Origin of the sequence: Streptomyces sp. NPDC017993 (assembly GCF_044328065.1) — a bacterium.
Classification (GTDB): Bacteria; Actinomycetota; Actinomycetes; order Streptomycetales; family Streptomycetaceae; genus Streptomyces.
Genome location: NZ_JBIRGO010000028.1, coordinates 28,548 through 49,183, shown reverse-complemented (window position 1 = coordinate 49,183; position 20,636 = coordinate 28,548). Strand labels below are relative to the sequence as shown.

At 72.2% G+C, this 20,636-nt stretch carries 15 protein-coding genes; 6 read left to right on the top strand and 9 right to left on the bottom strand.

Going from position 1 to position 20,636, the window contains the following annotated elements; translation table 11 throughout:
* Positions 1-76 precede the first annotated feature (76 nt).
* Together ACH4FH_RS34825 and ACH4FH_RS34820 are read right to left on the bottom strand one after the other, a co-directional pair.
* Positions 77-1,501 carry a cation:dicarboxylate symporter family transporter gene (locus ACH4FH_RS34825; protein WP_398559961.1) on the bottom strand — a complete coding sequence of 475 codons (1,425 nt, stop codon included), beginning with the start codon at positions 1,499-1,501 and terminating at the stop codon, positions 77-79.
* Between the two features lie 260 nt (positions 1,502-1,761).
* Positions 1,762-2,511 (bottom strand): L,D-transpeptidase family protein, encoded by a 750-nt coding sequence (locus ACH4FH_RS34820; RefSeq protein ID WP_398559960.1) that lies wholly within the window; start codon positions 2,509-2,511, stop codon positions 1,762-1,764.
* Positions 2,512-2,851: 340 nt separating this feature from the next.
* Between ACH4FH_RS34820 and ACH4FH_RS34815 the strand changes: the two genes are divergently transcribed.
* From ACH4FH_RS34815 to ACH4FH_RS34805, 3 genes are all read left to right on the top strand, one after another.
* Complete coding sequence (locus ACH4FH_RS34815) at positions 2,852-5,089, top strand: ABC transporter transmembrane domain-containing protein (protein WP_398559959.1); 2,238 nt, start codon at positions 2,852-2,854, stop codon at positions 5,087-5,089.
* Positions 5,086-6,867, top strand: coding sequence for an ABC transporter ATP-binding protein (locus tag ACH4FH_RS34810; protein ID WP_398559958.1), 1,782 nt, complete (start codon positions 5,086-5,088; stop codon positions 6,865-6,867). The genes ACH4FH_RS34815 and ACH4FH_RS34810 overlap by 4 nt, the downstream gene beginning before the upstream one ends.
* A gap of 178 nt (positions 6,868-7,045) precedes the next feature.
* Entirely contained in the window at positions 7,046-7,720 is a 675-nt protein-coding gene (locus ACH4FH_RS34805; RefSeq protein ID WP_398559957.1) for a response regulator, read from the top strand.
* 25 nt (positions 7,721-7,745) lie between these two features.
* On the opposite strand, the gene ACH4FH_RS34800 is transcribed toward ACH4FH_RS34805, so the two are convergent.
* The 4 genes from ACH4FH_RS34800 to ACH4FH_RS34785 form a co-directional block, all read right to left on the bottom strand.
* Positions 7,746-8,987, bottom strand: a complete 1,242-nt coding sequence (locus ACH4FH_RS34800) for a sensor histidine kinase (RefSeq protein ID WP_398559956.1) — start codon at positions 8,985-8,987, stop codon at positions 7,746-7,748.
* A complete protein-coding gene (locus tag ACH4FH_RS34795; RefSeq protein ID WP_398559955.1) occupies positions 8,980-10,359 on the bottom strand; it encodes an FtsX-like permease family protein in 1,380 nt (459 codons plus the stop codon). The genes ACH4FH_RS34800 and ACH4FH_RS34795 overlap by 8 nt, the downstream gene beginning before the upstream one ends.
* Positions 10,356-11,117 carry an ABC transporter ATP-binding protein gene (locus ACH4FH_RS34790; protein ID WP_398559954.1) on the bottom strand — a complete coding sequence of 254 codons (762 nt, stop codon included), beginning with the start codon at positions 11,115-11,117 and terminating at the stop codon, positions 10,356-10,358. The genes ACH4FH_RS34795 and ACH4FH_RS34790 overlap by 4 nt, the downstream gene beginning before the upstream one ends.
* A gap of 229 nt (positions 11,118-11,346) precedes the next feature.
* Complete coding sequence (locus tag ACH4FH_RS34785) at positions 11,347-12,138, bottom strand: metal-dependent hydrolase (RefSeq protein WP_398559953.1); 792 nt, start codon at positions 12,136-12,138, stop codon at positions 11,347-11,349.
* Between the two features lie 550 nt (positions 12,139-12,688).
* Here ACH4FH_RS34785 and ACH4FH_RS34780 point away from each other — a divergent pair.
* Complete coding sequence (locus ACH4FH_RS34780) at positions 12,689-13,486, top strand: methyltransferase domain-containing protein (RefSeq protein WP_398559952.1); 798 nt, start codon at positions 12,689-12,691, stop codon at positions 13,484-13,486.
* Between the two features lie 50 nt (positions 13,487-13,536).
* Here ACH4FH_RS34780 and ACH4FH_RS34775 read toward each other — a convergent pair whose 3' ends face one another.
* Genes ACH4FH_RS34775 through ACH4FH_RS34765 form a run of 3 tightly spaced genes read right to left on the bottom strand, consistent with a single transcriptional unit; the run spans position 13,537 to position 17,119 of the window.
* Positions 13,537-15,849: an ABC transporter permease gene (locus ACH4FH_RS34775; RefSeq protein WP_398559951.1), complete on the bottom strand. Its 2,313-nt coding sequence runs from the start codon at positions 15,847-15,849 to the stop codon at positions 13,537-13,539.
* A gap of 5 nt (positions 15,850-15,854) precedes the next feature.
* A complete protein-coding gene (locus ACH4FH_RS34770) occupies positions 15,855-16,616 on the bottom strand; it encodes an ABC transporter ATP-binding protein (RefSeq protein WP_398559950.1) in 762 nt (253 codons plus the stop codon).
* On the bottom strand, positions 16,613-17,119 hold the full coding sequence (locus ACH4FH_RS34765; RefSeq protein ID WP_393891436.1) for a PadR family transcriptional regulator: 507 nt from the start codon (positions 17,117-17,119) through the stop codon (positions 16,613-16,615). The genes ACH4FH_RS34770 and ACH4FH_RS34765 overlap by 4 nt, the downstream gene beginning before the upstream one ends.
* A gap of 170 nt (positions 17,120-17,289) precedes the next feature.
* Between ACH4FH_RS34765 and ACH4FH_RS34760 the strand changes: the two genes are divergently transcribed.
* Entirely contained in the window at positions 17,290-18,561 is a 1,272-nt protein-coding gene (locus ACH4FH_RS34760) for an ABC transporter substrate-binding protein (protein ID WP_398559949.1), read from the top strand.
* Between the two features lie 274 nt (positions 18,562-18,835).
* Complete coding sequence (locus ACH4FH_RS34755; protein WP_398559948.1) at positions 18,836-20,626, top strand: glycoside hydrolase family 13 protein; 1,791 nt, start codon at positions 18,836-18,838, stop codon at positions 20,624-20,626.
* The last annotated feature ends 10 nt before the right edge of the window (positions 20,627-20,636 follow it).

Below are 20,636 nucleotides of genomic sequence, written 5' to 3'. Positions count from 1 at the left end.
CGCCGGACCGGACGGGTCCGGCGGATCGAGCAGGTGGGGCCCCGGTGAACGGCCGCGCCGCCCGGGGCCCCGGAGGTCACTTCTCGGAGGTGGTGACGGGCGCGCCGTCCGGCTCCGGAGGCACCGCGGGCCCGGCCGGCTCCCCCGCCTCCGTCGGCTGCTCCGGCCCGGACTTCGCGAGCCGGTCGGACGGCGGGGCGGCCGGCGCCTCACCGTTGAGCACCTTCTTCGCCGTCACCCGGTCCAGCGCACCCTCCCAGCGGGACACCGCGAAGACCGCGACGCAGTTGCCGAGCAGGTTGGTCGCCACCCGCATGGAGTCCATGATCCGGTCCACGCCGAGCAGCAGGGCGACCGCGGCGGCCGGGATGACGCCCAGCGCGGAGGCGGTCGCGGACAGCGCCAGGAACGCCGAACCCGGTACGCCCGCCATGCCCTTGCTGGTGAGCATCAGCACCAGGACGACGGTGATCTGCTGGCCGAGCGAGAGATCGACGCCGATGGCCTGTGCGATGAAGAGCGTCCCGATGGAGAGATAGATCGAGGCACCGTCGAGGTTGAAGGAGTAGCCGGTCGGCAGGACCAGACCCACCGCGTCGTCCCGACAGCCCGCGGCCCGCAGCTTCTGCATCATCCGCGGCATGACCGTCTCGCTGGAGCCGGTACCGAGGGCCAGCAGCAGTTCCTCGCGGGTGTACCGCACGAACTTCCACAGGCTCAGTCCCGTGACGGCCTTCAGGGCGCACCCGAGAAGGACCAGGAAGAGCAGGGCGACGCCGTAGCAGACCGCGATCAGCTTGCCGTACGTCGACATCGCGCCCAGCCCGTACTCCCCGACGAGGTGGGCGGTGGCACCGAAGACCGCGAGCGGGGCGAGCTTCATGATGTAGCCGACGATGGTGAACACGACGTCCTGGGCCTGCTCGATCAGCGGCAGGATCTGCGGGACCTTCCGCTGCCCGAGGTGCAGCAGCGCGGCACCCACCAGGCAGGCCAGGACGAGGACCTGGAGCAGCGAGTTCTCGGCGAAGGCGCCGACCGCGCTGTCCGGCAGCGACTCCAGGACGAACTGGGCGGTCGAGGGCAGGTGGCCGCCGCCGGTCTTGGCGTCGACCGCCCCCTTGTCGAGGGACGCGGGGTCGACATTCATCCCGGCGCCGGGCGCGAAAATATTGCCGGCCAGCAGACCGATGACGAGCGCGAGGCTGGTCGCGACCTCGAACCAGATCAGGGCCTTGACCCCGATCCGGCCGAACGCTTTGAGGTCACCGGCCTTGGTGATCCCGGCGACGACGACACAGAAGACCAGCGGGGCGATCATCGCCTTGATCAGGCGCACGAAGCCGTCGCCGAGCGGCTGGAGCGACGCTCCAGCGCCGGGCCACAGGCGCCCTACGACGACACCGAGGAGCAGGGCGAGCAACACTTGCGCGAACAGACTGGTGCGCAGGAAACGCCCTGCGCGGCGGGGGAGAGTTCCGGCGGCGTGCGGCACGAGCATCTCCTACATGACGATTTCTGTTATGCGGAAGTGGACTTCCACGGTCCGTCACTATCGTCGTTTGTCGTTCCCCATGAAAGAGCCCCGTGTAACTTCCGGGAAAATCTTGGAGCTTGGTCCAACTACCCGCGGGTTACCCGTCCGAGTTCGCGGGGATTCATCGCACATAAGCGACATATCCCCCAAGTCAGGATTCACTGGACTGCGTCAGGGTCTGGGGCCTGTGTGCCCCGCTCTCTCGATCCACCTGGCCCCTGCGGTCAGGCGGAAAGGTGCGCCTGGTCCCCCATGACCACGACGGGGTGCCGCGCGGGGTCGAGAGCGCGCAGCAGCGAGGTCATGCCGGATTCGGAAATGCTCACGCATCCGGACGTGCCGCTGCCGTGGTCCAGGTGCAGCCAGATCCCGCCACCCTTGGACTGGCCCTCGGGGCGTGTCGGATCCAGCGGGGACGTCCCCTTGACGCGGTTGTAGTCGATCGCGATGACGTGGTCGAAGTCGTGGCGGGTGCTCTTCGCCCAGTACGTGGGCGGGGTGAACGCCGCCGTATGTGTGTAGGGCAGCTTGGCGCCGGGGTCAGGGAGGACGCCGCCCGCGTCGGTCAGCGTGAAGACGCCCACGGGGCTGCGCTTGTCGCCCTCGTGGTGGCCGGTCGTCCAGCCGCGGCGCCCGTTGTGGGCCGCCCAACTCCCCTTTTGGTCCCACCCCTTGGCGCCCTTTTCGAAGAGGACGAGGGTCGCGTCGGCGGAGTCCGCACCCTTGCCGTACACCGCGACGACCTGCCGGGCGGCGGCCGGGACGCGCGCCCGGAAGGCGGCGCCGAGCTGCGGAATGTTCTTCAGGTGCGTGGTCGCCGAAGCACCGGAAGGCGCCTCACCGTGACGCCCCTTCTTGCCCGCACCGTCGGCGCTGCCACCCGCGCCATCGCTCGCGCCACCGCAGCCCGCCAGTAGGAAGAGCCCCGCCACGGCCACCGCCGCCGTTCGCCTCGCACCGCCCGCTATTCGCATGTCCCCATGGTCGCACCGCCCAAGAGCCCTCCGACCGCCGCCCGTCCGTTGCGTACACGTCCCACACCATTGGCCCGAAATCCACGGCTGCGGCAGAAAACCGTTTGAAATCGGCACTGCCGACGCGCCAACCTTCCTTCACCCCGCCGACGACGGGACAGGCGTCGGACGCCGCCCGCCCGCCAGAGCGACCGACGCCGACCACCCGGCCCACGACGACCGGCCCCACCACCCCCTCGAGCCCCTCCCCCACCGCCATCTCCTTCTTCCTCTCCTGCCTTGCGCCCCGGCCAGCCCGCGGTCCGCTCACCCGCCCGCCACGACCACGCCTTTGGACATCATGCGCATTCGCGACCTGCCCCACCCCGACCCCGGCATCCCGGACGTCCGTACAGGCGGCACCTTCCTCCGGTGGCTCTACAGACAGCAGCTCGGCGGGCAGACCAAGGCCCTCTTGTGGGGCCTGGTGCACACCGGATCCGTGGCGGCCTTTCCCCTCCCCGTGGGCCTCGCCGTGCAGGCCGTGGTGGACCGCTCCGGCAGCAAACTGATGCTGGCCGGCGGCCTGATGGCGCTCTTGGGAGTACTCGTCTCGCTCGGTGACACCATGCTGCACCGCTCGGCCGTCACGAACTGGATCACCTCCGTCGCCCGGGTGCAGCAACTGCTCGCCCGCAAGACGACGGAGCTGGGTGCGGCCATGACCCGGCGAGTGGCGGCCGGCGAGATCGTCGCCGTCAGCACCGGCGACCTGGAGAAGATCGGCTGGTTCGTCGAGGCGATCTCCCGGTGCGGTGCGGCTGCCCTGACCTCGGTCGGGGTCTGCGTGGCCCTCGTCGTCTACCAGCCGGCGCTGGGCATCGTCGTGGCCATCGGCGTACCGTTCCTGGCGCTCGCCGTGCTCCCGCTGCTGCCGCCGGCGACCCGCCGCGCCGACGCCCAGCGGGAGAAGGCCGGCCGGGCCACCGAGCTGGCCTCCGACACCGTCGCCGGCCTGCGCGTACTGCGCGGAATCGGCGGCGAGGAGCTGTTCCTGGGCCGCTACCGCAGAGCTTCCCAGGAAGTGCGCAAGGCCGCCGTCCGCAGCGCGCGGATGTGGTCGTTGATCTCGGCGGTGCAAGTGGCGCTGCCGGGCCTGCTGCTCATCGCGGTGGTCTGGTACGGCGCCCGGCTCGCACTCGACGGCCGGATCGCCATCGGCGAACTCGTCACCGTCTACAGCGCGGTCGTCTTTCTCCTCTACCCCATTCGGCACATCGAAGAGATCGCCATGGCCTACTCCTTCTCCAGGCCGTCGGCGAAACGTGCGGCCCGGGTGCTGGCGCTGAGCCGGCCGGCCGGCGGCCGGCTCCACGACCACGGGCCGCCGGCCGGCGATCTGCACGACCCGGCCAGCGGACTCACCGCCGTCACGGGCCGGCTGACCGCGGTGGTCTGCGGGGATCCCGACGCCGCGGGCCGGCTCGCCGAACGCCTCGGCGGCCACCCGGCGGATCAGGAGGGAGACGCCGTCACGGCCACCGAGGCCGTCGACGCCGCCGGGCCCCCCGAGAACCACAAGTCCGCACGCAGGGCCCGCAAGGCCCGCAAGAGGGAAAGCGCGGCGGTGGCCGCCGGTTCTCCGGACTCCGTACCGGAGACCTCCGTGTCCGGGCACGCGGGCCCGGAGGTGTACGCGGAACCGGCAGGCCCGAGCAGCGCGATGCCGTCCGTCCTGCTCGGTGGCACCCCGCTGGACGACCTCCCGCGCGATGCCGCCCGCGCCGCGGTGCTCGTGCAGGACAAGGATCCGGTGCTCCTCTCCGGCACCCTCCACGAACTCCTCGACGTACCCGCCTCGGGGCGCGTGGGGGCCGCGGAGGCGCTGGCCGCGGCCCAATGCGGCGATGTGCTGACCTCGTTGGCGCAGGCGTCCGTCGACGACTCCGGAGACCCGATGCGCACCCGCATCACCGAGCGCGGCCGGTCGCTCTCCGGCGGGCAGCGCCAGCGGCTGGCGCTGGCCCGCTCGCTCGTCACCGACCCCGAGGTCCTGGTGCTGGACGAACCGACCAGCGCCGTCGACTCGCACACCGAGGCCCGCATCGCCGACGGCCTGCGCCACATCCGCGCGGGCCGTACGACGGTGGTGCTCAGCTCCAGCCCCCTGCTCCTGGACCGGGCGGACCAGGTGGTCTTCCTCCAGAACGGCAAGGTCGCGGCCGAAGCCACCCACCGCGAGCTGCTGCGCACACATCCCGGCTACCGCGCCGTCGTCACCCGCGAAACGGAAGAAGAGACCCCGGACAGCCGCCTCGCCCCGTCCAACGGCGGCGCGGAGCCTCCCGGCGTACCCCAACAGGCCGACCAGGTGGCGGAGTCAGGCACCGGGAACACAGCGGGCAGGGCGGCCGAGTCCGGTGCTACGGGCGTGACGGGCGCCGGCACAACGGGCTTGACCGAAGCGGCCGACATGACCGTCGTCCTCGACCGCCCACCTCACCACCACGACACCGGCAACCCCGGCCACACCGACACCGACGGCGACCACGGCGTCCACGGAACCGCCCGCACCCAGCACATCGAGGAGACCGCATGATCGGCCTGGCGCCGCCGGAGCACGATCCGGACGCCCCACAGACCGCCACGACGCTGCCCGTCGGCTCGCCGGAGACCGTCCGCACCTACGTCGGTGGCCTGATCCGCCGGCACCGAGGGGCGTTCGCCCTGCTGGTCGGCGTGAACGCCGCGGCCGTCATCGCTTCCATGGTCGGCCCCTACCTGCTCGGCGGCCTGGTCGAGGACCTGTCCGCAGGCGCCCGCGACCTTCAACTGGGCGGCACCATCGCCCTGTTCGCCGTCGCACTGACCCTGCAGACGCTCTTCGTACGCATGGTGCGGCTGCGTGGCGCGATGCTCGGCGAGCGGATGCTGGCGGACCTCCGCGAGGACTTCCTCGTACGGTCCGTGGCACTGCCGCCGGGCATCCTGGAGCGGGCCGGCACCGGCGATCTGCTGTCGCGGATCACCACCGACATCGACCGGCTGTCCAACGCGATGCGGGAGGCGGTACCGCAGCTGTCGATCGCGGTGGTGTGGGTGGCGCTGCTGACCGGCGGGCTCGCCGTGACCGCGCCGCCGCTCGCGCTGTCCCTGCTGGTCGCGTTGCCGCTGCTGATCGTCGGCTGCCGCTGGTACTTCCGGCGGGCGCCGAGCGCCTACCGCTCGGAGGCGGCGGGCTATGCCGCGGTGTCCGCGGCGCTCACCGAGACGGTGGACGCGGGCCGCACCATCGAGTCCCACCGGCTCGGCGCGCGCCGGGTCGCGCAGTCGGAGCGGCGGGTGCGGGAATGGACCCAGTGGGAGCGGTACACGCTGTACCTGCGCTCGGTGCTCTTCCCCGTGATCAATGTGACGCATGTGCTGATGCTCGGGTCGGTGCTGATGCTCGGCGGCGCGTTCGTACTCCGCGGCTGGCTCACGCCGGGGCAGCTGACGACCGGTGCGCTGCTGACACAGATGATGACCGAACCGATCGGCATGATCCTGCGGTGGTACGACGAGCTGCAGGTGGCCCAGGTGTCCATCGCGCGCCTCGTCGGCGTCCGTGAGATCGAGCCGGAGGCGGCCGACGAGGAGATGTCCCCGGTCGGCCGGGACGTACGCGCCGATGAGGTGCGCTTCGGCTACCGCGCGGGTGTCGACGTCCTGCACCAGGTCTCGCTGCATGTCCGTCCTGGCAGCCGGCTGGCACTGGTCGGCCCGTCGGGTGCCGGAAAGTCGACGCTGGGGCGGCTGTTGGCCGGCATCTACGGCCCGCGGACGGGCACGGTCACGCTCGGTGGTGCGGCGCTCTCCGAGATGCCGGCCGAGCGGGTCCGTTCGCATGTGGCGCTGGTCAACCAGGAGCACCACGTCTTCGTCGGGTCGCTCCGCGACAATCTGCTGCTGGCGCGGACCGACGCGGCCGACGCCGAACTGTGGGCGGCGCTGGGCGCGGTGGACGCCGAGGAGTGGGCCGGCGCCCTGGAGGAGGGGCTGGACACCGAGGTCGGCTCGGGTGGTCATGCGCTCACCCCGGCGCAGGCTCAGCAGATAGCGTTGGCCCGGCTGGTGCTCGCCGATCCGCACACCCTGGTGCTGGACGAGGCGACGTCCCTGCTGGACCCGCGGGCGGCCCGCCACCTGGAACGTTCGCTGGGCAAGGTGCTGGACGGCCGCACGGTCGTGGCCATCGCGCACCGCCTGCACACCGCCCATGACGCCGATGTGATCGCGGTGGTCGAGGAGGGTCGGATCACCGAGCTGGGCAGCCACCGTGACCTGGTGGCCGCCGACGGCGCCTACGCGGCGCTCTGGCGCTCCTGGCACGGCTGACACCACCCGGGGCGAACTCCGATGGAAAGTCCGCGACTTCGGGACCGATGAACCGCGCGATCCGCTGGTCACCGGCGGCCGAGGCTGCGCAGTGAATGCGCAGTCCGGGACTCGGTGCGCATGGACTCCGGAGGGCGACGACCGGTCGCCGCCCCTCCGGATGCTCGATAATGCGACGATGACCGACCGTCGTTTACGTGTTGTCCTGGCCGAGGATTCCGTCATCCTGCGGGAGGGCATGGTGGAGCTGCTCGGGGCGAGGGGATGCGAGGTCGCCGCCACTGCCGGGACTCCGGGAGAGCTGCTGGCGGCAGTGGCCGACCACCGCCCCGACGTGGCCGTGGTCGACGTCCGGATGCCTCCCACGTTCACCGATGAGGGCATCCGTGCCGCCGTCGAGCTGCGGGCGACCCGGCCGGAACTCGGCATTCTGGTGTTCTCCCAGCATGTGGAGACCGCCTGGGCCGAGCGGCTGCTGGAGGCAGGTGCGGGCGGGGTCGGCTATCTGCTGAAGGAGCGTGTCGCCCGCACGGCGGAGCTGGTCGAGGCGCTGCACCGGGTGGCCGGCGGCGGTACGGCGCTCGACCCGGAGATCGTCACCCGGCTGATGCGGGGCGGGCGGCGCAGCCGGATCGCGTCGCTCACGCCGAGGGAGCGGGAGACGTTGGAGCTGATGGCGCAGGGCCACTCCAATCGCTCCATCGCCGCGCGGCTGGTGGTGTCGGAGCGGGCCGTGGAGAAGCATGTGGCCGCGATCTTCGCCAAGTTCGGTCTGTCGGCGAGCGAGTCCGACAACCGCCGGGTGAAGGCGGTGCTGGCCTATCTGGCGGAGAAGGGCGGCGCGGCGGTGTGACCTGTCGACGTGTCCTGTCGAACGGTCAGATCCGCGAGGGCAGTTCGGCGGTGATGGTGGTGGGCCCGCCGGTCGGGCTGACGATCCGCAGGGTGCCGTCCACCGCGGCGAGCCGCTTGCGGAGGCCGGTCAGGCCGCTTCCGCCGCCGAGGAAGGCGCCGCCCCGGCCGTTGTCGCTCACCGTCATCCGTACCCGTCCCCGATCGGCGTGGACCTCGACGGTGGCCGTGTCAGCTCCGCTGTGCTTGGCCATGTTGGTCAGGAGTTCGGCGACGCAGAAGTAGACGGCCCGCTCGATCGCCGGGTCCGGGCGTTCCCGCAGTTCCAGGCGGGTGGCGATGGGGATGGGGCCGGCGTCGGTCAGGGTGGGCAGCGCGTCGCCGAGCCCCGCGTCGAGGCCCACCGGGTGGATGCCGCGGGTGAGCCTCCGCAGGCTCACGATGGTGTCGTCGGTTTGCCCGCGTGCCTTGGTGAGGAGAGTGCGCAGTCGCCCGAGGTCGGCGCTGTCCCCGGTGGTGAGCGCGTCGTCGGCCAGCGAGAGAGTGATGGCGATGGCGATCAGCTCCGCCTGGGTGCCGTCGTGCAGATCGCGCTCCAGCCGGCGCAGGTTGTCGGTGCTCTCCGCCACCAGCGTGCTGCGGGCGTGTTCGAGCGCCTGGAGGCGCTGCTGCGTACGGGCGGGGCCGAGCAGCAGCCGGGCAAGGTAGCGGTTCAGCCTGCCCATGGCCCGGATCGCGGCGGGAGTGACGAGAAGGATGACGATGCCGAGGAGCGGGCCGGCCGTGCTGAGCCACCACGCCGGCGGCTCGTCCGGTGCCGTCATGCGGAGCCAGAAGGGAAAGGCGATGAGCCACCCGGCTGCGAGCGGCAGGACGACGGCGACGACGAAGGTCAGCACGCCGACCGGCAGCCGCAGGCCCAGATAGAGCATGGCCCGCCAGCCCACCGGGTCGGTCAGCAGCACACGGACCCGGGCGATCACGCCGTGCGACGCAGGCAGCGGCGCCGGCCGCTCGACAGCCTCCCCGAGCAACCGGCCCGCCAGCCGCCGGTGCAGTGCGCCCAGTCCACGGGCTCCTCGCACCGCGGCGGCCGCGACGGGCAGTCCGAGCACGGTGAGGGACAGCAGTGTGCCCGCGTAGAGCACCGCGAGTACGTACCCGCAGCCGATGATCGCGAGGGGCAGTCCGACAACCGCGAAGGCGATGTCGCCGGCGCGTACGGCAGGCCGGAGGCGACGGACCGGGCCGCGCATGCGATCAGCCACGCTGCCCTCCGACCAGCTCCGTCGCGGGACCGGACGCGGCACGGAGCCCCGCACCGAGGATGCCCGGCGCGATCAGCGCGGCCGCGCCCACCGCGATCCATGCGTAGTCGGCCCACGGCACGGACGGCAGCGCGGAGCCGGTGACGGTCAGGTTGAACGCGCCGGCGACGGCCACCGCGACCGCGGTGCCCAGCACCACACTCACCGCCGCGGTCAGGAGCGCCTCGGTGCAGAGCATGCGCAACAGTTGACGGCGCGTCGCCCCTACCAGGCTGAGCAGGGCGAACTCCCGGCGGCGGTCGGCGGTCAGGGCGGCAAGCGTGTTGACCGTCGAGACGGCGGCGAAGCAGACCAGCATGCCCAGCTCGACCTGGCGAAGCCAGACGTCACTCGCAGAGGTCACGGTCGTCAGACTCGTACCCTCCAAGCGGTGGGCCGCCTGTTCGACGGTACTGGTCATGAACACCATGGTGCAGGACAGCCCCACCAGGAGAGCCACGGGTGTCACGGCGGCCGACAGCCGGTTGGTGTAGCCACGCAGGTTGCCATCGGCCAGCCAGCCCGAACGCCGGGCCACGGCCCGGATCGGGGCGCCCAGCACCACCACGAGAGCGCCTGCGAGCAGCGGCCCAAGCAACGCGACCGCCACCAGCAGGACCAGGGCAGCCGGCAGCGCCGCCTGACCGGCCTTCTCCGGCGGCTGCGTCGCGACGAGCCGGCACAGCAAGCACCCACCGGCCAGAGCGATCAGCCCACCCGCCGCCCGGAGCAGGCCGGTCCGGCCGTGCTCGACCGAGCTAGCCGTCATCGCCGCAGCCGGGGCGATCCGCGAGATCCGGCGTGCGGCGAACGACGCCGACAGCAGGCCGACGCCCAGCGCGGCCGCGACCGCCACCAGCATCGGTACGGGCGAGCGGGGGATGGTGGTCCCCGGAGCGGCCATACCGCGCGTCACCAACGCGTCCAGGAACCGGCCGGCGCCCACCGCCCCCGCCGCGCACCCGGCCGGAGAGACCAGCAGCACCATCACCAGCACCTGCAGGCGCACCAGCCGCCGGACCTGCCTGGGCGTTGCCGCCACAGTGCGCAACAAAGCCAGCTCCCGGTGCTGCTGGCGCACCGCGAAGCCGAGTGTGTTGACCACCACGAAGAACGCCACCAGCACGGCGATCTCCCCGAACGCTCCCGCGATCAGCGCCGGCCCGGGCCCCACCACCGCCCGTTCCCGGCCGACGGGGGCCGCCAACGCGGCGGCCATCAGCTCGCCGAACAGCGTGACCGCGCCGACCGCGAGGAAGAGCGCCATCGCGAGCCCGGCGAACGCCGCCGGCCGCATCCGCATCTGCCCGAAGGCGAAGGTCAGCACGGTCACACCCCCATCCGGCTCAGCCGGTCGGTGACGACCTGCGCGGACGGGCGGTCGAGGTCGTCGACGACCCGGCCGTCCGCCAACACCACGACCCGATCCGCGTAGCCCGCCGCCACCGGGTCATGGGTCACCATGACGCAGGTCTGCCCCTGCCGGTCCACCCCCTCGCGCAGCAAGCCGAGGATCTCCTGCCCGGTGCTGCGATCCAGCGCCCCCGTGGGCTCGTCCGCGAACAACACCGACGGCCGCGAGACCAAGGCGCGGGCGATGGCGACCCGCTGCTGCTGGCCGCCGGACAGCCGGCCCGGCTGCTGCCGCTCACGACCGGCCAGGCCCACCTGCGCCAAAGCCGCCCGCACTGCCGCTCCGTCCACCCGCTCGCCGGCCAGCCGGCCGGGCAGCTCCACGTTCTGAGCCACCGTCATGGCCGGCATCAGGTTGAACGCCTGGAACACGAAGCCGACCTGGCTGCGCCGCAGCTCGGCCAGCCGCCGCTCAGGCAGCCGGGACACCTGCACACCGCCCCACCAGACCGATCCGCGAGTCGGTCGGTCCATTCCGGCGAGGCAGTGCAGCAGCGTGGTCTTGCCCGAGCCGGACGGCCCCATCACCGCGGTGAAGGTGCCCTGGCGCAGCTCCAGCGTCACCCCCCGGAGCGCGCGTACGGTGCCGCCGCCCCGGCCGTACTCCCGTTGCAGGTCCTCGGCCCGTGCGGCGGCGTGCGAGCCCACCGCTTCCTTGATTCCCGTCCTGTCAGCCATGACTTCATCCTCGGCGGCGGAGACCTGGGAAACGATCGTGCTCGCCCCCGAATGCTTGGTACGGAAACCCGCACCACTTCGACCGCCCCGACCCCATCACCGCGCGCTTCCGCGCCTTTTCGGACGCACGAAAGGCGCCGCGGCCCTGGGACCACGGCGCCTTCGCTCGGGGATGGCCGTCGGAGAGGCCGTCAGAAAGCCCCTCCGACGCTGCTGTCGGAGGTAGATGTCAGAGGTAGCCGAGGGCGCTCAGCCCGCCGACGCCGCCCAGCAGCATGAAGACCGGCATCAGCACCTTCAGCTCCACCCAGCTGCCGGCCTTGAAGCGCATCCCCTTGGGCGGACCGAGGGGGTACCAGCGCTTGCGGCCTATCGGGATGGGCCACAGGACCGGGCAGCCGGAGACGGTCAGGGCGTCTCCGATGTCGTGGACGAGCGCGCCGAGCACGACGGGCAGCCCCAGCCAGAGGTACTGCTGCCCCGGCGCCTCGAACAGCCAGCTCGCGCCGTTGCCCGGCTGGTCGAGGATGCCGGCCAGGATCCAGGCCGTCGCCGCGCCGAGCAGCCACACCAGAACGTCGCTGGAGACCCTCGCCGCCCGCCACAGCAGACCTTCGATGGCGAGCACCATGTGGACGAAGAGAATGGCCAGGACCGCCCACCGGCCGCCCTGGGTCGCCAGCAGCGACATGCCGCCACCGACCAGTACGGCCCACAGCCAGGTGTGGGTGAGCGTGCGGTGGCCACCTGAACGGTTGGCGTCGCCGCGCATCTTGGTGGCCTTGTAGACCGCGTGCGAGATGGTGTCGACCACCTCGCACAGCCCCTTCGACAGCGGCCCGAAGGCCCGCGAGATGGTCGCGGACTTGTGGTCGAGGTCAGGGGCGAGCGCAGCTCCGGCGCAGATCAGAGCTCCGCAGACGAGCACGGGCCAGGGCATCGGATGCCCGGCGCCGGCGGTCGCCGCGCCCACCCCCAGCCAGGCCGCAGCGCCGGACAGCGAGTGCGCCGGTCCCATCATTGTCGTTCCCCACCCCTTGTGTCCGTCGGCTCCGCCGGGTTCCTCGATAGCGCGCGGCTGACGCCCGGTCGGCGACACAGCGTAGCGTCAGATGATCTCCGTACGGCGCGGGGGGCTCCCGGCGTCCGCGCCGCTCCCCGAGTCGACCGGGCCGGAGGTCCCAAGACGACTGGCCCGGTGGCAAGTTGCCCTACCTCGATCGACGCTCGCCGGGGCATCTACCGGCACCGTCCGCGGCAGTTGGCTCGCGGAGTGCCAAAGACCGTGCCGACGGCAGCAGTTCGCCGGCAGGTACCAAGTGGTCGGCCTCGAAGGCCCAGCCATGCATCGGCCCGCGTCACACCGCTCCAGTCCCCGCCCACGCAAACGCCATCGGATGCACGCACACAAGCCCGCGCGGTATCCCAGGCCCACGCACCCCCACATCCGCCCGCTCCCGAGCGGAACCTCCCCACACCCCCACCCATGGGATAATCTACGCAGATCAGGCAATCAGGGCGCACGGTGCGAGGGCGGCCGTGGAGGGAAGACGAGGCGTGGGTGGCGAGGCGTGGACGATGAGGTGTGGGCCGACGGCGCGGCCTACGAACCGTACGCGGGGCGGTGGAGCCGGGTGGTGGCGCCCGCCTTCGTGCGCTGGCTGAACCTTCCCCCCGGTGAACGCTGGTCCGACATCGGGTGCGGCACGGGCGCGGTGACGCAGGCGGTACTGGACCTCGCCTACCCGGAAGACGTAGCCGGCGTCGACACCTCGGAGGGCTATGTGCGCTACGCCCGCCACACCATCACCACCCCTCGGGCGCACTTCGCGGCCGCGGAGGCCGCGAGGCTGCCGTTCCCGGACGCCGCGGCCGACGTGGTCGTCAGCGGGCTGGTCCTGAACTTCCTGCCCGATCCGGCAGGCGCGGTGGCGGAGATGGCACGCATCATCCGCCCCGGCGGCACGGTCGGCGCCTATGTCTGGGACTACGCCGAGGGCATGCAGCTCATCCGCTGCTTCTGGGACGCCGCCCGCGCCGTCGACCGCCACGCCCGCGAGCTGGACGAGGGGGCACGGTTCCCGATGTGCCGACCGGAGCCGCTTCGCGCGCTGTTCGACGACGCCGGCCTGCGGGACGTACGGGTCGAAGCGGTCGACGTGCCGACCCCGTTCCAGGACTTCGGCGACTACTGGGCACCCTTCCTCGGCGGACAGGGCCCGGCGCCCGCGTATGTGAAGTCCCTCTCGGACGAGACGCGCGCCGAGCTGCGCGACCACCTCCGCGCCCACCTCCCGCACGCCGCCGACGGCACCGTTCCGCTCACCGCCCGCGCCTGGGCCGTGCGCGGCCGGCGCCCGATCCAGTAGGACGGCCCGGCCCCCGGATCCCTCTCCCCTGCCCGGCGCGACGGAAGCCGCTAACGCACATCCACAGGCGCGTCGGCGAGTTTGCCGCGGGCGGCGCGGGCCGCCGGCAGGACGGAGGCCGCCGCCGCGACCACCACCGAAACACCGCCGACCAGCAGCAGGACGCTCAGCGAGGGCCGCTGGGCGATGCCCGACCCCCAGCCGCTGCTGCGTCCCTGGAGGTCGATGAGCCACTCGGAGGCGAAGACCCCCAGGAGCGAGCCGACGGACGCGGCGGCAAGCACCACGAACACGGTGGCGGACACGATGACGGCGACGATCTGACGAGGAGTCAGCCCCACGGCCTTCAGCGCGAGCAGGTCACGGCCGCGGTCGCGCACCGCGGCGCCGACCGTCGTCGACAGTTCCGCAAGGCCGATCAGGACCAGCACCGCGATCAGACCGGCGATGACCGCCCGGACCGCCGCGAACCCGCCCGCCGGGTTGGGGATCTCCCGCACTTCGAGCCGTCCCCCGGACGCCTCGACGAGGGAGTCCCGCACCGCGGTCGGGTCCGCACCGCGCTTGAGGACCAGATGGTAGAAGTCCGGACGCAGCGCGGTGTCCCCCTCGCGCAGGGTGTCGAGCCCGGTGGAGATCACCCGCCCGCCGTCGGCGGGTTCGATGCCGCGGCCGACGATGTGGAGGACGTGCGGTCGTCCGGCGACAGTCATCCGTACCCAGTCGCCGACGTGGGCGTCCAGCAGATCGAGCAGTCCCTGTCCGGCGATGGCCTCGTCCGGGCCGTGGGCGGCACGTCCCTCCGCGAGGGCATAGGGGTAGGGCTGACGGTCCGTGCCCAATCCGCGCAGGGTGATGGTGCCGGTCTGGCCCGGCACCAGGGCCTGGACCTCGGCTCCCGGGTGGACGGTGACGTCCGGCCGGCCCCCGAGCAGTTGGCGCATCTCCGGGCCACCGACGCTGTCGGAACGCACGGTGAGCGCGGCGGGCAGGCCCACCTTCTCCGGGTGGGAGGCGAAGCGGTCCAGGGTGGCCCAGGCCCCGAGCGCGATGGTGATGATCAACAGGGGTACCGCAAGCCGCCCGACGGCCGCCGCGGAGCGGAGCGGGCGGTGGAAGGCACCGCGCCAGCCGAGCACCAGGGCCGGTGGCACACGGAGGCCGAGGGCCCTGCGCACGGTGCCGGACATCCGGCGTCCGGGGGCCACGGCGGCGCGGGCGACGGGCACCGGCGGGACGCGCCCGGCCCGCCAGGCGGCCAGGCAGGTGGCCGAGCCGATGAAGAAGACCACGCCTCCGGAGATGACGGACGGCGCCCAGGCGTGCTCGGGGAGTTCCTGCCACAGGGCCATCGCCTCCCCGATCCGGCCGGGGACGACGCTGCCGAGCACCTCGGTCAGGACGGCCCCGGACGCGACGCCCAGCAGCGCGAAGCCGAGGTGCAGGGCGAGGAACATCCGCACCACCTGGCCCGGGGTGAACCCGATGGCCTTGAGGATCGCGATGTCCCTGAGGTGTCCGCGGATCCGGGTGCTGATGGCGCCGCCCACCGCGAGGGCCGCCGCGAGCAGCGCGCCGAGCCCGAAGAGGCCGAGCAGCCGCCCGAGGAGCTGGTTGTTGCTCTCGGCTTCGGCCTTGGCCTGCCGCCAGGTCGAGACGCCGGTGATCTGGTCGGCGCCGAGCCTGGTGACGGCGCGCTGGACGACGTAGTCGGTGTCCTCGGGGTCGGCGAGCTGGAGTCCGACGGTGCGGCCGCGTTTCTCTCGGCCCGCGTCCGACGTGGCGAGCGTCCCAGGCAGCACCCAGGCCGTTCCCGGCGTCTCCCCCGCGCGGAACCTGACCTCGGCGGTTTCCGCGATGCCGACCACGCGCAACGGCTGCGCGAAGCCGCTCAGAGCGAGGGAATCCCCCGGCTTCGCCCACATGGCGCGGGCCACCGAGCTGTCCAGGACGATGCCGCGCGCCCGCCCCTCGTCGGCGGCCCCGTCCAGCCAGCGGCCCGCGGTGAGCCGTGGGCCGGCGGTCCGGGGGCGGTCGGGGGCGCCGCGTAGTTCCAGGGCCGCTCTGGCGCCGCCCGGCTGCAGGCTCGCGGTGGTGCGGACGGTACGGAAGGGGCCGGAGGCGGCCTGCACCTCGTCCAGGGCGGCCAGCGACCCCGCGGGCGCGCCGGCCTGGGTGTGGATCCAGACATGGGCACCGGAGGTCTGGGTGAAGACCCGCTGCCAGGGGTCGGCCGCGTAGCCGAACAGTGCGGTGGCAAGCAGCAGCGAGACCGTGATCCCGGCGGTGGCCAGCACGATGAGCACAGCCGCGCCGCGGTGGGCTCTGAGGTGGGCATGACTCCAGCGTGCCGCTGCGCGCATGCCGGTCAGCCCTTGAGCTTGAGTACGTCGGCCACGCCGGCCGGCGGGCGGTCCCCGCTCCCACCGAGGTGGGCATCGTCGACGACCTGACCGTCGAAGAAGCTGATCACCCGGTCCGCGGCGCTCGCCATCCGGGCGTCGTGGGTGACCAGCAGAATCGTCTGGCCACGCTGGTGGAAGCGGGCGAGCAGCCGCAGCACCTCCCGGGTGCCCTTGCTGTCCAGGCTGCCGGCGGGCTCGTCGGCGAGCAGCAGACCGGGGGAGTTGATCAAGGCGCGGGCCAGCGCGACGCGCTGCTGCTCACCGCCGGACAGCTCGCCGGGCGTGCGGTTCTCCATGCCCTTCAGGCCCAGCTCCTGGAGCAGTTCCGCGCGGTCGGCGCGGGCACGCCGCGGGGAGCTGCCGGCCAGCAGGGCGGGCAGCTCGACGTTGTCGGCGACGCTGAGGTTGGAGACCAGGTTGAAGAACTGGAAGACGATGCCGATGTGCTTGCGGCGCAGTACCGCCCAGCGGGCCTCGCTGCACGAGTCGACCTGGCGGCCGTCGAGCCAGAGGGAGCCGCTGTCGGGGCGGTCGAGGCCGCCCAGCAGATGCAGCAGGGTGGATTTACCGGCGCCCGAGGGCCCGGTGACGGCGACGAATTCGCCCCGCTCGATGGTCAGGTCGACACCGCGCACGGCGTGGACCGGGGCGGCCCCTTCCGGCCGGTGGGTCTTGACCAGGCCGGCTGCCCGAAGTATCGGGCCGGACGGCTCGTCCCCGTTCATTCCAGCTCCTCCTGACAGCGCTCCAACCAGTCGAGATCCGCTTGAAGATGCAGCATCGCGCCCTCGATCAGCAGGTGCGCCACCCGGTTGTCCGGGTCCTCGCCCGCGGAGAGCTTCGACAGATCTCGCATGGTGTTGAGGTAGTGGCGGCGCTGCTTGTTGATCAGGGCGATCTGATGTGCGGCCCCGGTGCGGGGGGCGAGGGCGAGCTTCATGAAGAACTCGTCCCGCACCCGTGGTTCCGCGGTGGACTCCTCGAACCACGCGTCGACCGTCTCGCGGCCCGCCTCGGTGATCCGGTAGGTGCGCTTGTTGGGGCGGTCCGACTGCTCGACGTCCTCTCCCTCGATCAGGCCTGCCTTCTCCAGCCTGCCGAGGGTGACGTAGATCTGGCCGACGTTCGGCTGAGGGTATGCCGCGCCCAGGAGGTTCTCAAGAGCCTGCTTGAGTTCATAGCCGTGTGCGGGTCCGCTGACCAACAGCGCCAGGAGTGGCAGCCGCACGCTCTCCCTCTCCCTCACCGCCGTAGTTGCCGGTTAGCTGTGCTCTTCCGGCTGTGATCCGGATCGCTGTCGTATCTTCCTGCGGGTCTAGTATCCCGCATGTCCAACAGGTATACAGGTGGCCGGCTGTCGAGTACGTGTCCGCCGACGCCTGGTGCGAGGAGGGTCCCATGCGGTGGAAGCGTGCCGCGGGAAGGGCTCTCCTGGCCTGCTCCCTGCTGTTCGCCGGCCACGCCGGCGCGCAGGCGGGAGAGCCGGCCGGCGACGCGGACGGCCGCGGCCCGATCACGCTGGTGACAGGCGGGGACCTCACCGGCTATCTCCGGGGCATCCTCGACGGCTGGAACGGCCGGCACCCTCGCGAGAAGGTGACCCTGGTCGAGCTGCCGGACGCCGCCGACGAGGTCCGGGCCCAGATGGTCTCCGAGCTGCGCTCCGGCAGTGACCGCTTCGATGTACTGAACATCGACGTGGCGTGGACCTCGGAGTTCGCGGCGCGGGGGTGGATCACTCCCGTCGACGCCGGGCGGCTCCCGTTGAACCGGTTCCTTCCTCCCGTGGTGGACACCGCCACCTTCCGGGGCCGGCTCTATGCCGTTCCCTATGTGACCAACGCGGGGCTGCTCTACTACCGCAAGGACGTGCTGGACCGGGAAGGGGAGCAACCGCCGCGTACGTGGGCCGAGTTGAAGCGCCTCGCCCGGACCGTCGCCCCCCGTCACGGCCTCGAGGGGTACGCGGGCCAGCTCCTGCCGTACGAGGGGCTGACCGCCAACGTCGTCGAGGCCGTGCAGTCGGCGGGCGGCACGGTGCTCGCGGACGAAGGGGCGCGGGTCACGGTGGACTCCCCCGCGGCACGCCGTGGGCTGTCGTTCCTTCTCGACGGGGTGCGCGAGGGATGGATCCCGCGGCGCGCCCTGACATTCAAGGAGGAGGAGTCCCGCCGGGCCTTCCAGGACGGCCGACTGCTGTTCCTCCGCAACTGGCCGTACGCCTACGCGCTGGCCGGCGGGAAGACGTCGAGCGTGGCGGGCAAGTTCGGCGCGGTGCCGCTGCCCGGTCCCGACGGTCAGGGCTCCAGCGTGCTGGGCGGCTCCAACCTGGCGGTCAACGCCCATTCGCGGCACCGGAAGACGGCCGCCGACCTGATCTCGTACCTGACGAGCGAACCGGTGCAGCGCCGGGTGCTCTCCGAGGGGTCCCTGCCACCGGTGTGGGCCTCGCTGTACGAGGATCCGGCGCTGGTGCGGCGGTTCCCCTACCTCCCGACCCTGCAGCGGAGCGTACTGGCGGCCAGTCCGCGCCTGAAGAGCCCGCGGTACGACCAGGTGAGCCTCGCGGTGCAGGCCGTGATGCATGACGCGCTCACCCATGGACGGAGCACGGACGCGACCGTCGCCCGCCTGGCGCGCGAACTCCGGGCCATCGCCGACCGCGGCTGACCGACCGCGGCGGCGGGCCGAACGCCGCCACGCACCGATCGCGGCGCAAGGCCGGCCCTGACGGTCAGCCCTCGCGGTCCCCCCCCGCAGAGCCAGCCTGCCTAGTTACTCGTTAGGTAAATGTGCCCTGCACATCTCTCCACAAATGCGGGCAATACCGGGCCACTTTTGACAGATTCGTTGACACCTAAAAGTCACGCCTACTTAACATGCATGCATAACAGCGATCGGCAGGCCGCACCGGCGTGCTCAGGTAAGAACGGGATCTCGGCAGATGCTCACAGCCACGGCAGGGAACGGCTACTCGGCCCTCCCCGCTCCCTCCCCCTCCCCGGCCCCGGCATCCGCCGTGTTCACGCCGGCCACCGAGACCGCGGCACACGGCGCGGCACAGCGCTGGTGGCGTGATGCGGTCATCTACCAGGTGTACGTCCGCAGCTTCCTGGACAGCACCGGCGACGGCATCGGTGACCTGGCGGGCGTCCGCGCCGGACTGCCCTACCTCAGGAAGCTGGGCGTGGACGGCATCTGGCTCAGCCCCTTCTACCCGTCGCCCCAGCACGACCACGGCTACGACGTCGCCGACTACCGCGATGTGGACCCCGTCTACGGCGACCTCGCGGAATTCGACCGCCTGGTGGCCGACGCCCACCGGCTGGGCCTGAAGGTCCTCCTCGACATCGTGCCCAACCACTGCTCCAGCGATCACCCGTGGTTCCGCGCCGCCCTCGCGGAAGGGCCGGGCGGCCCCGCGCGGGAGCTCTTCCACTTCGCCGACGGGCGCGGCGAGCACGGCGAACTGCCGCCCAACAACTGGCGGGCCATGTTCGGCGGCCCCGCCTGGTCCCGCGTCGAGGAAGCGGGCTCCGCCTCCGAGGACCCGGAAAACAGCGGAGGCGACGCGCAGTGCAGCGGCACCCCCGGGCAGTGGTACCTCCACATGTTCACCCCCGAACAGCCCGACCTGAACTGGCGCAACCCCGCCGTGGGCGCCGACTTCGAGCAGGTGCTGCGCTTCTGGCTGGACCGCGGCGTCGACGGCTTCCGCATCGACGTGGCGGCCGGGCTCTTCAAGCACCCCGAGCTGCCCGACTCCCCCGACCCCGAGGCCGACGAGCGGACCCGGGACTCGGTCAACCCACTGGCCTGGAACCAGCCCGAGGTGCACCAGGTGTGGCGCGACTGGCGTGCGCTGTGCGAGGAGTACACCGCCCAGGACGGCCACGACCGGCTGCTCGTCGGTGAGGTCTCGGTGCGCACACCGAGCGAACAGGCCGCCTACGTCCGGCCCGACGAGCTGCACCAGGCATTCTTCTTCCACCTGCTGACCGCGCGCTGGGACATCGACACCTTCCGCAAGGTGATATCCGAGGCCCTGACCGACATCGCGGGCACCGGCTCCACCGTGACCTGGGTGCTTAACAACCACGACCAGGTCAGGACCGTGACCCGGTACGCGACCGAGCCCGGCGGCCACGCCGGCGAACACGGCCCGGCCCGCGCCCGCGCCGCCGCTCTGCTGATGCTGGCACTCCCCGGCGCCGCCTACGTCTACCAGGGCGAGGAACTGGGCCTGCCCGAGGTCGTCGACCTCCCCGACGAGGTCCTCACCGACCCGATCTTCCACCGCACGGGCAGCCGTCAGCACATCCGCGACGGCTGCCGGGTGCCACTGCCCTGGTCCGGGCACGCCTCACCGTTCGGCTTCACCGCGGGCACCGAGACGGCACAGCCCTGGCTCCCCCAGCCCACGTGGTTCGCCGAACACGCCACCGACCGCGCCCTGGCCGACACCCGGTCGTTCTGGCACCTCTACCGCGAGGGGCTGCACCTGCGCCGCAGCCTGCCCCAGCTCGGCGAGGGCTCCCTGCGCTGGCTGGAGTCGCCGCCGCAGGTACTGGCCTTCGTCCGCGGCGACGGACTGATCTGCGCCATCAACTTCGGCAGCGACCCCGCGCCCGCACCCGTCTCCGATGCCCCCCTCCTGGCCAGCGGCGACTGCCCCGCCGGAACCCTCCCCGGATCGACCGCCGCCTGGTGGATGCACAGCCCCGACGCCCACTAGCCCGACCGAA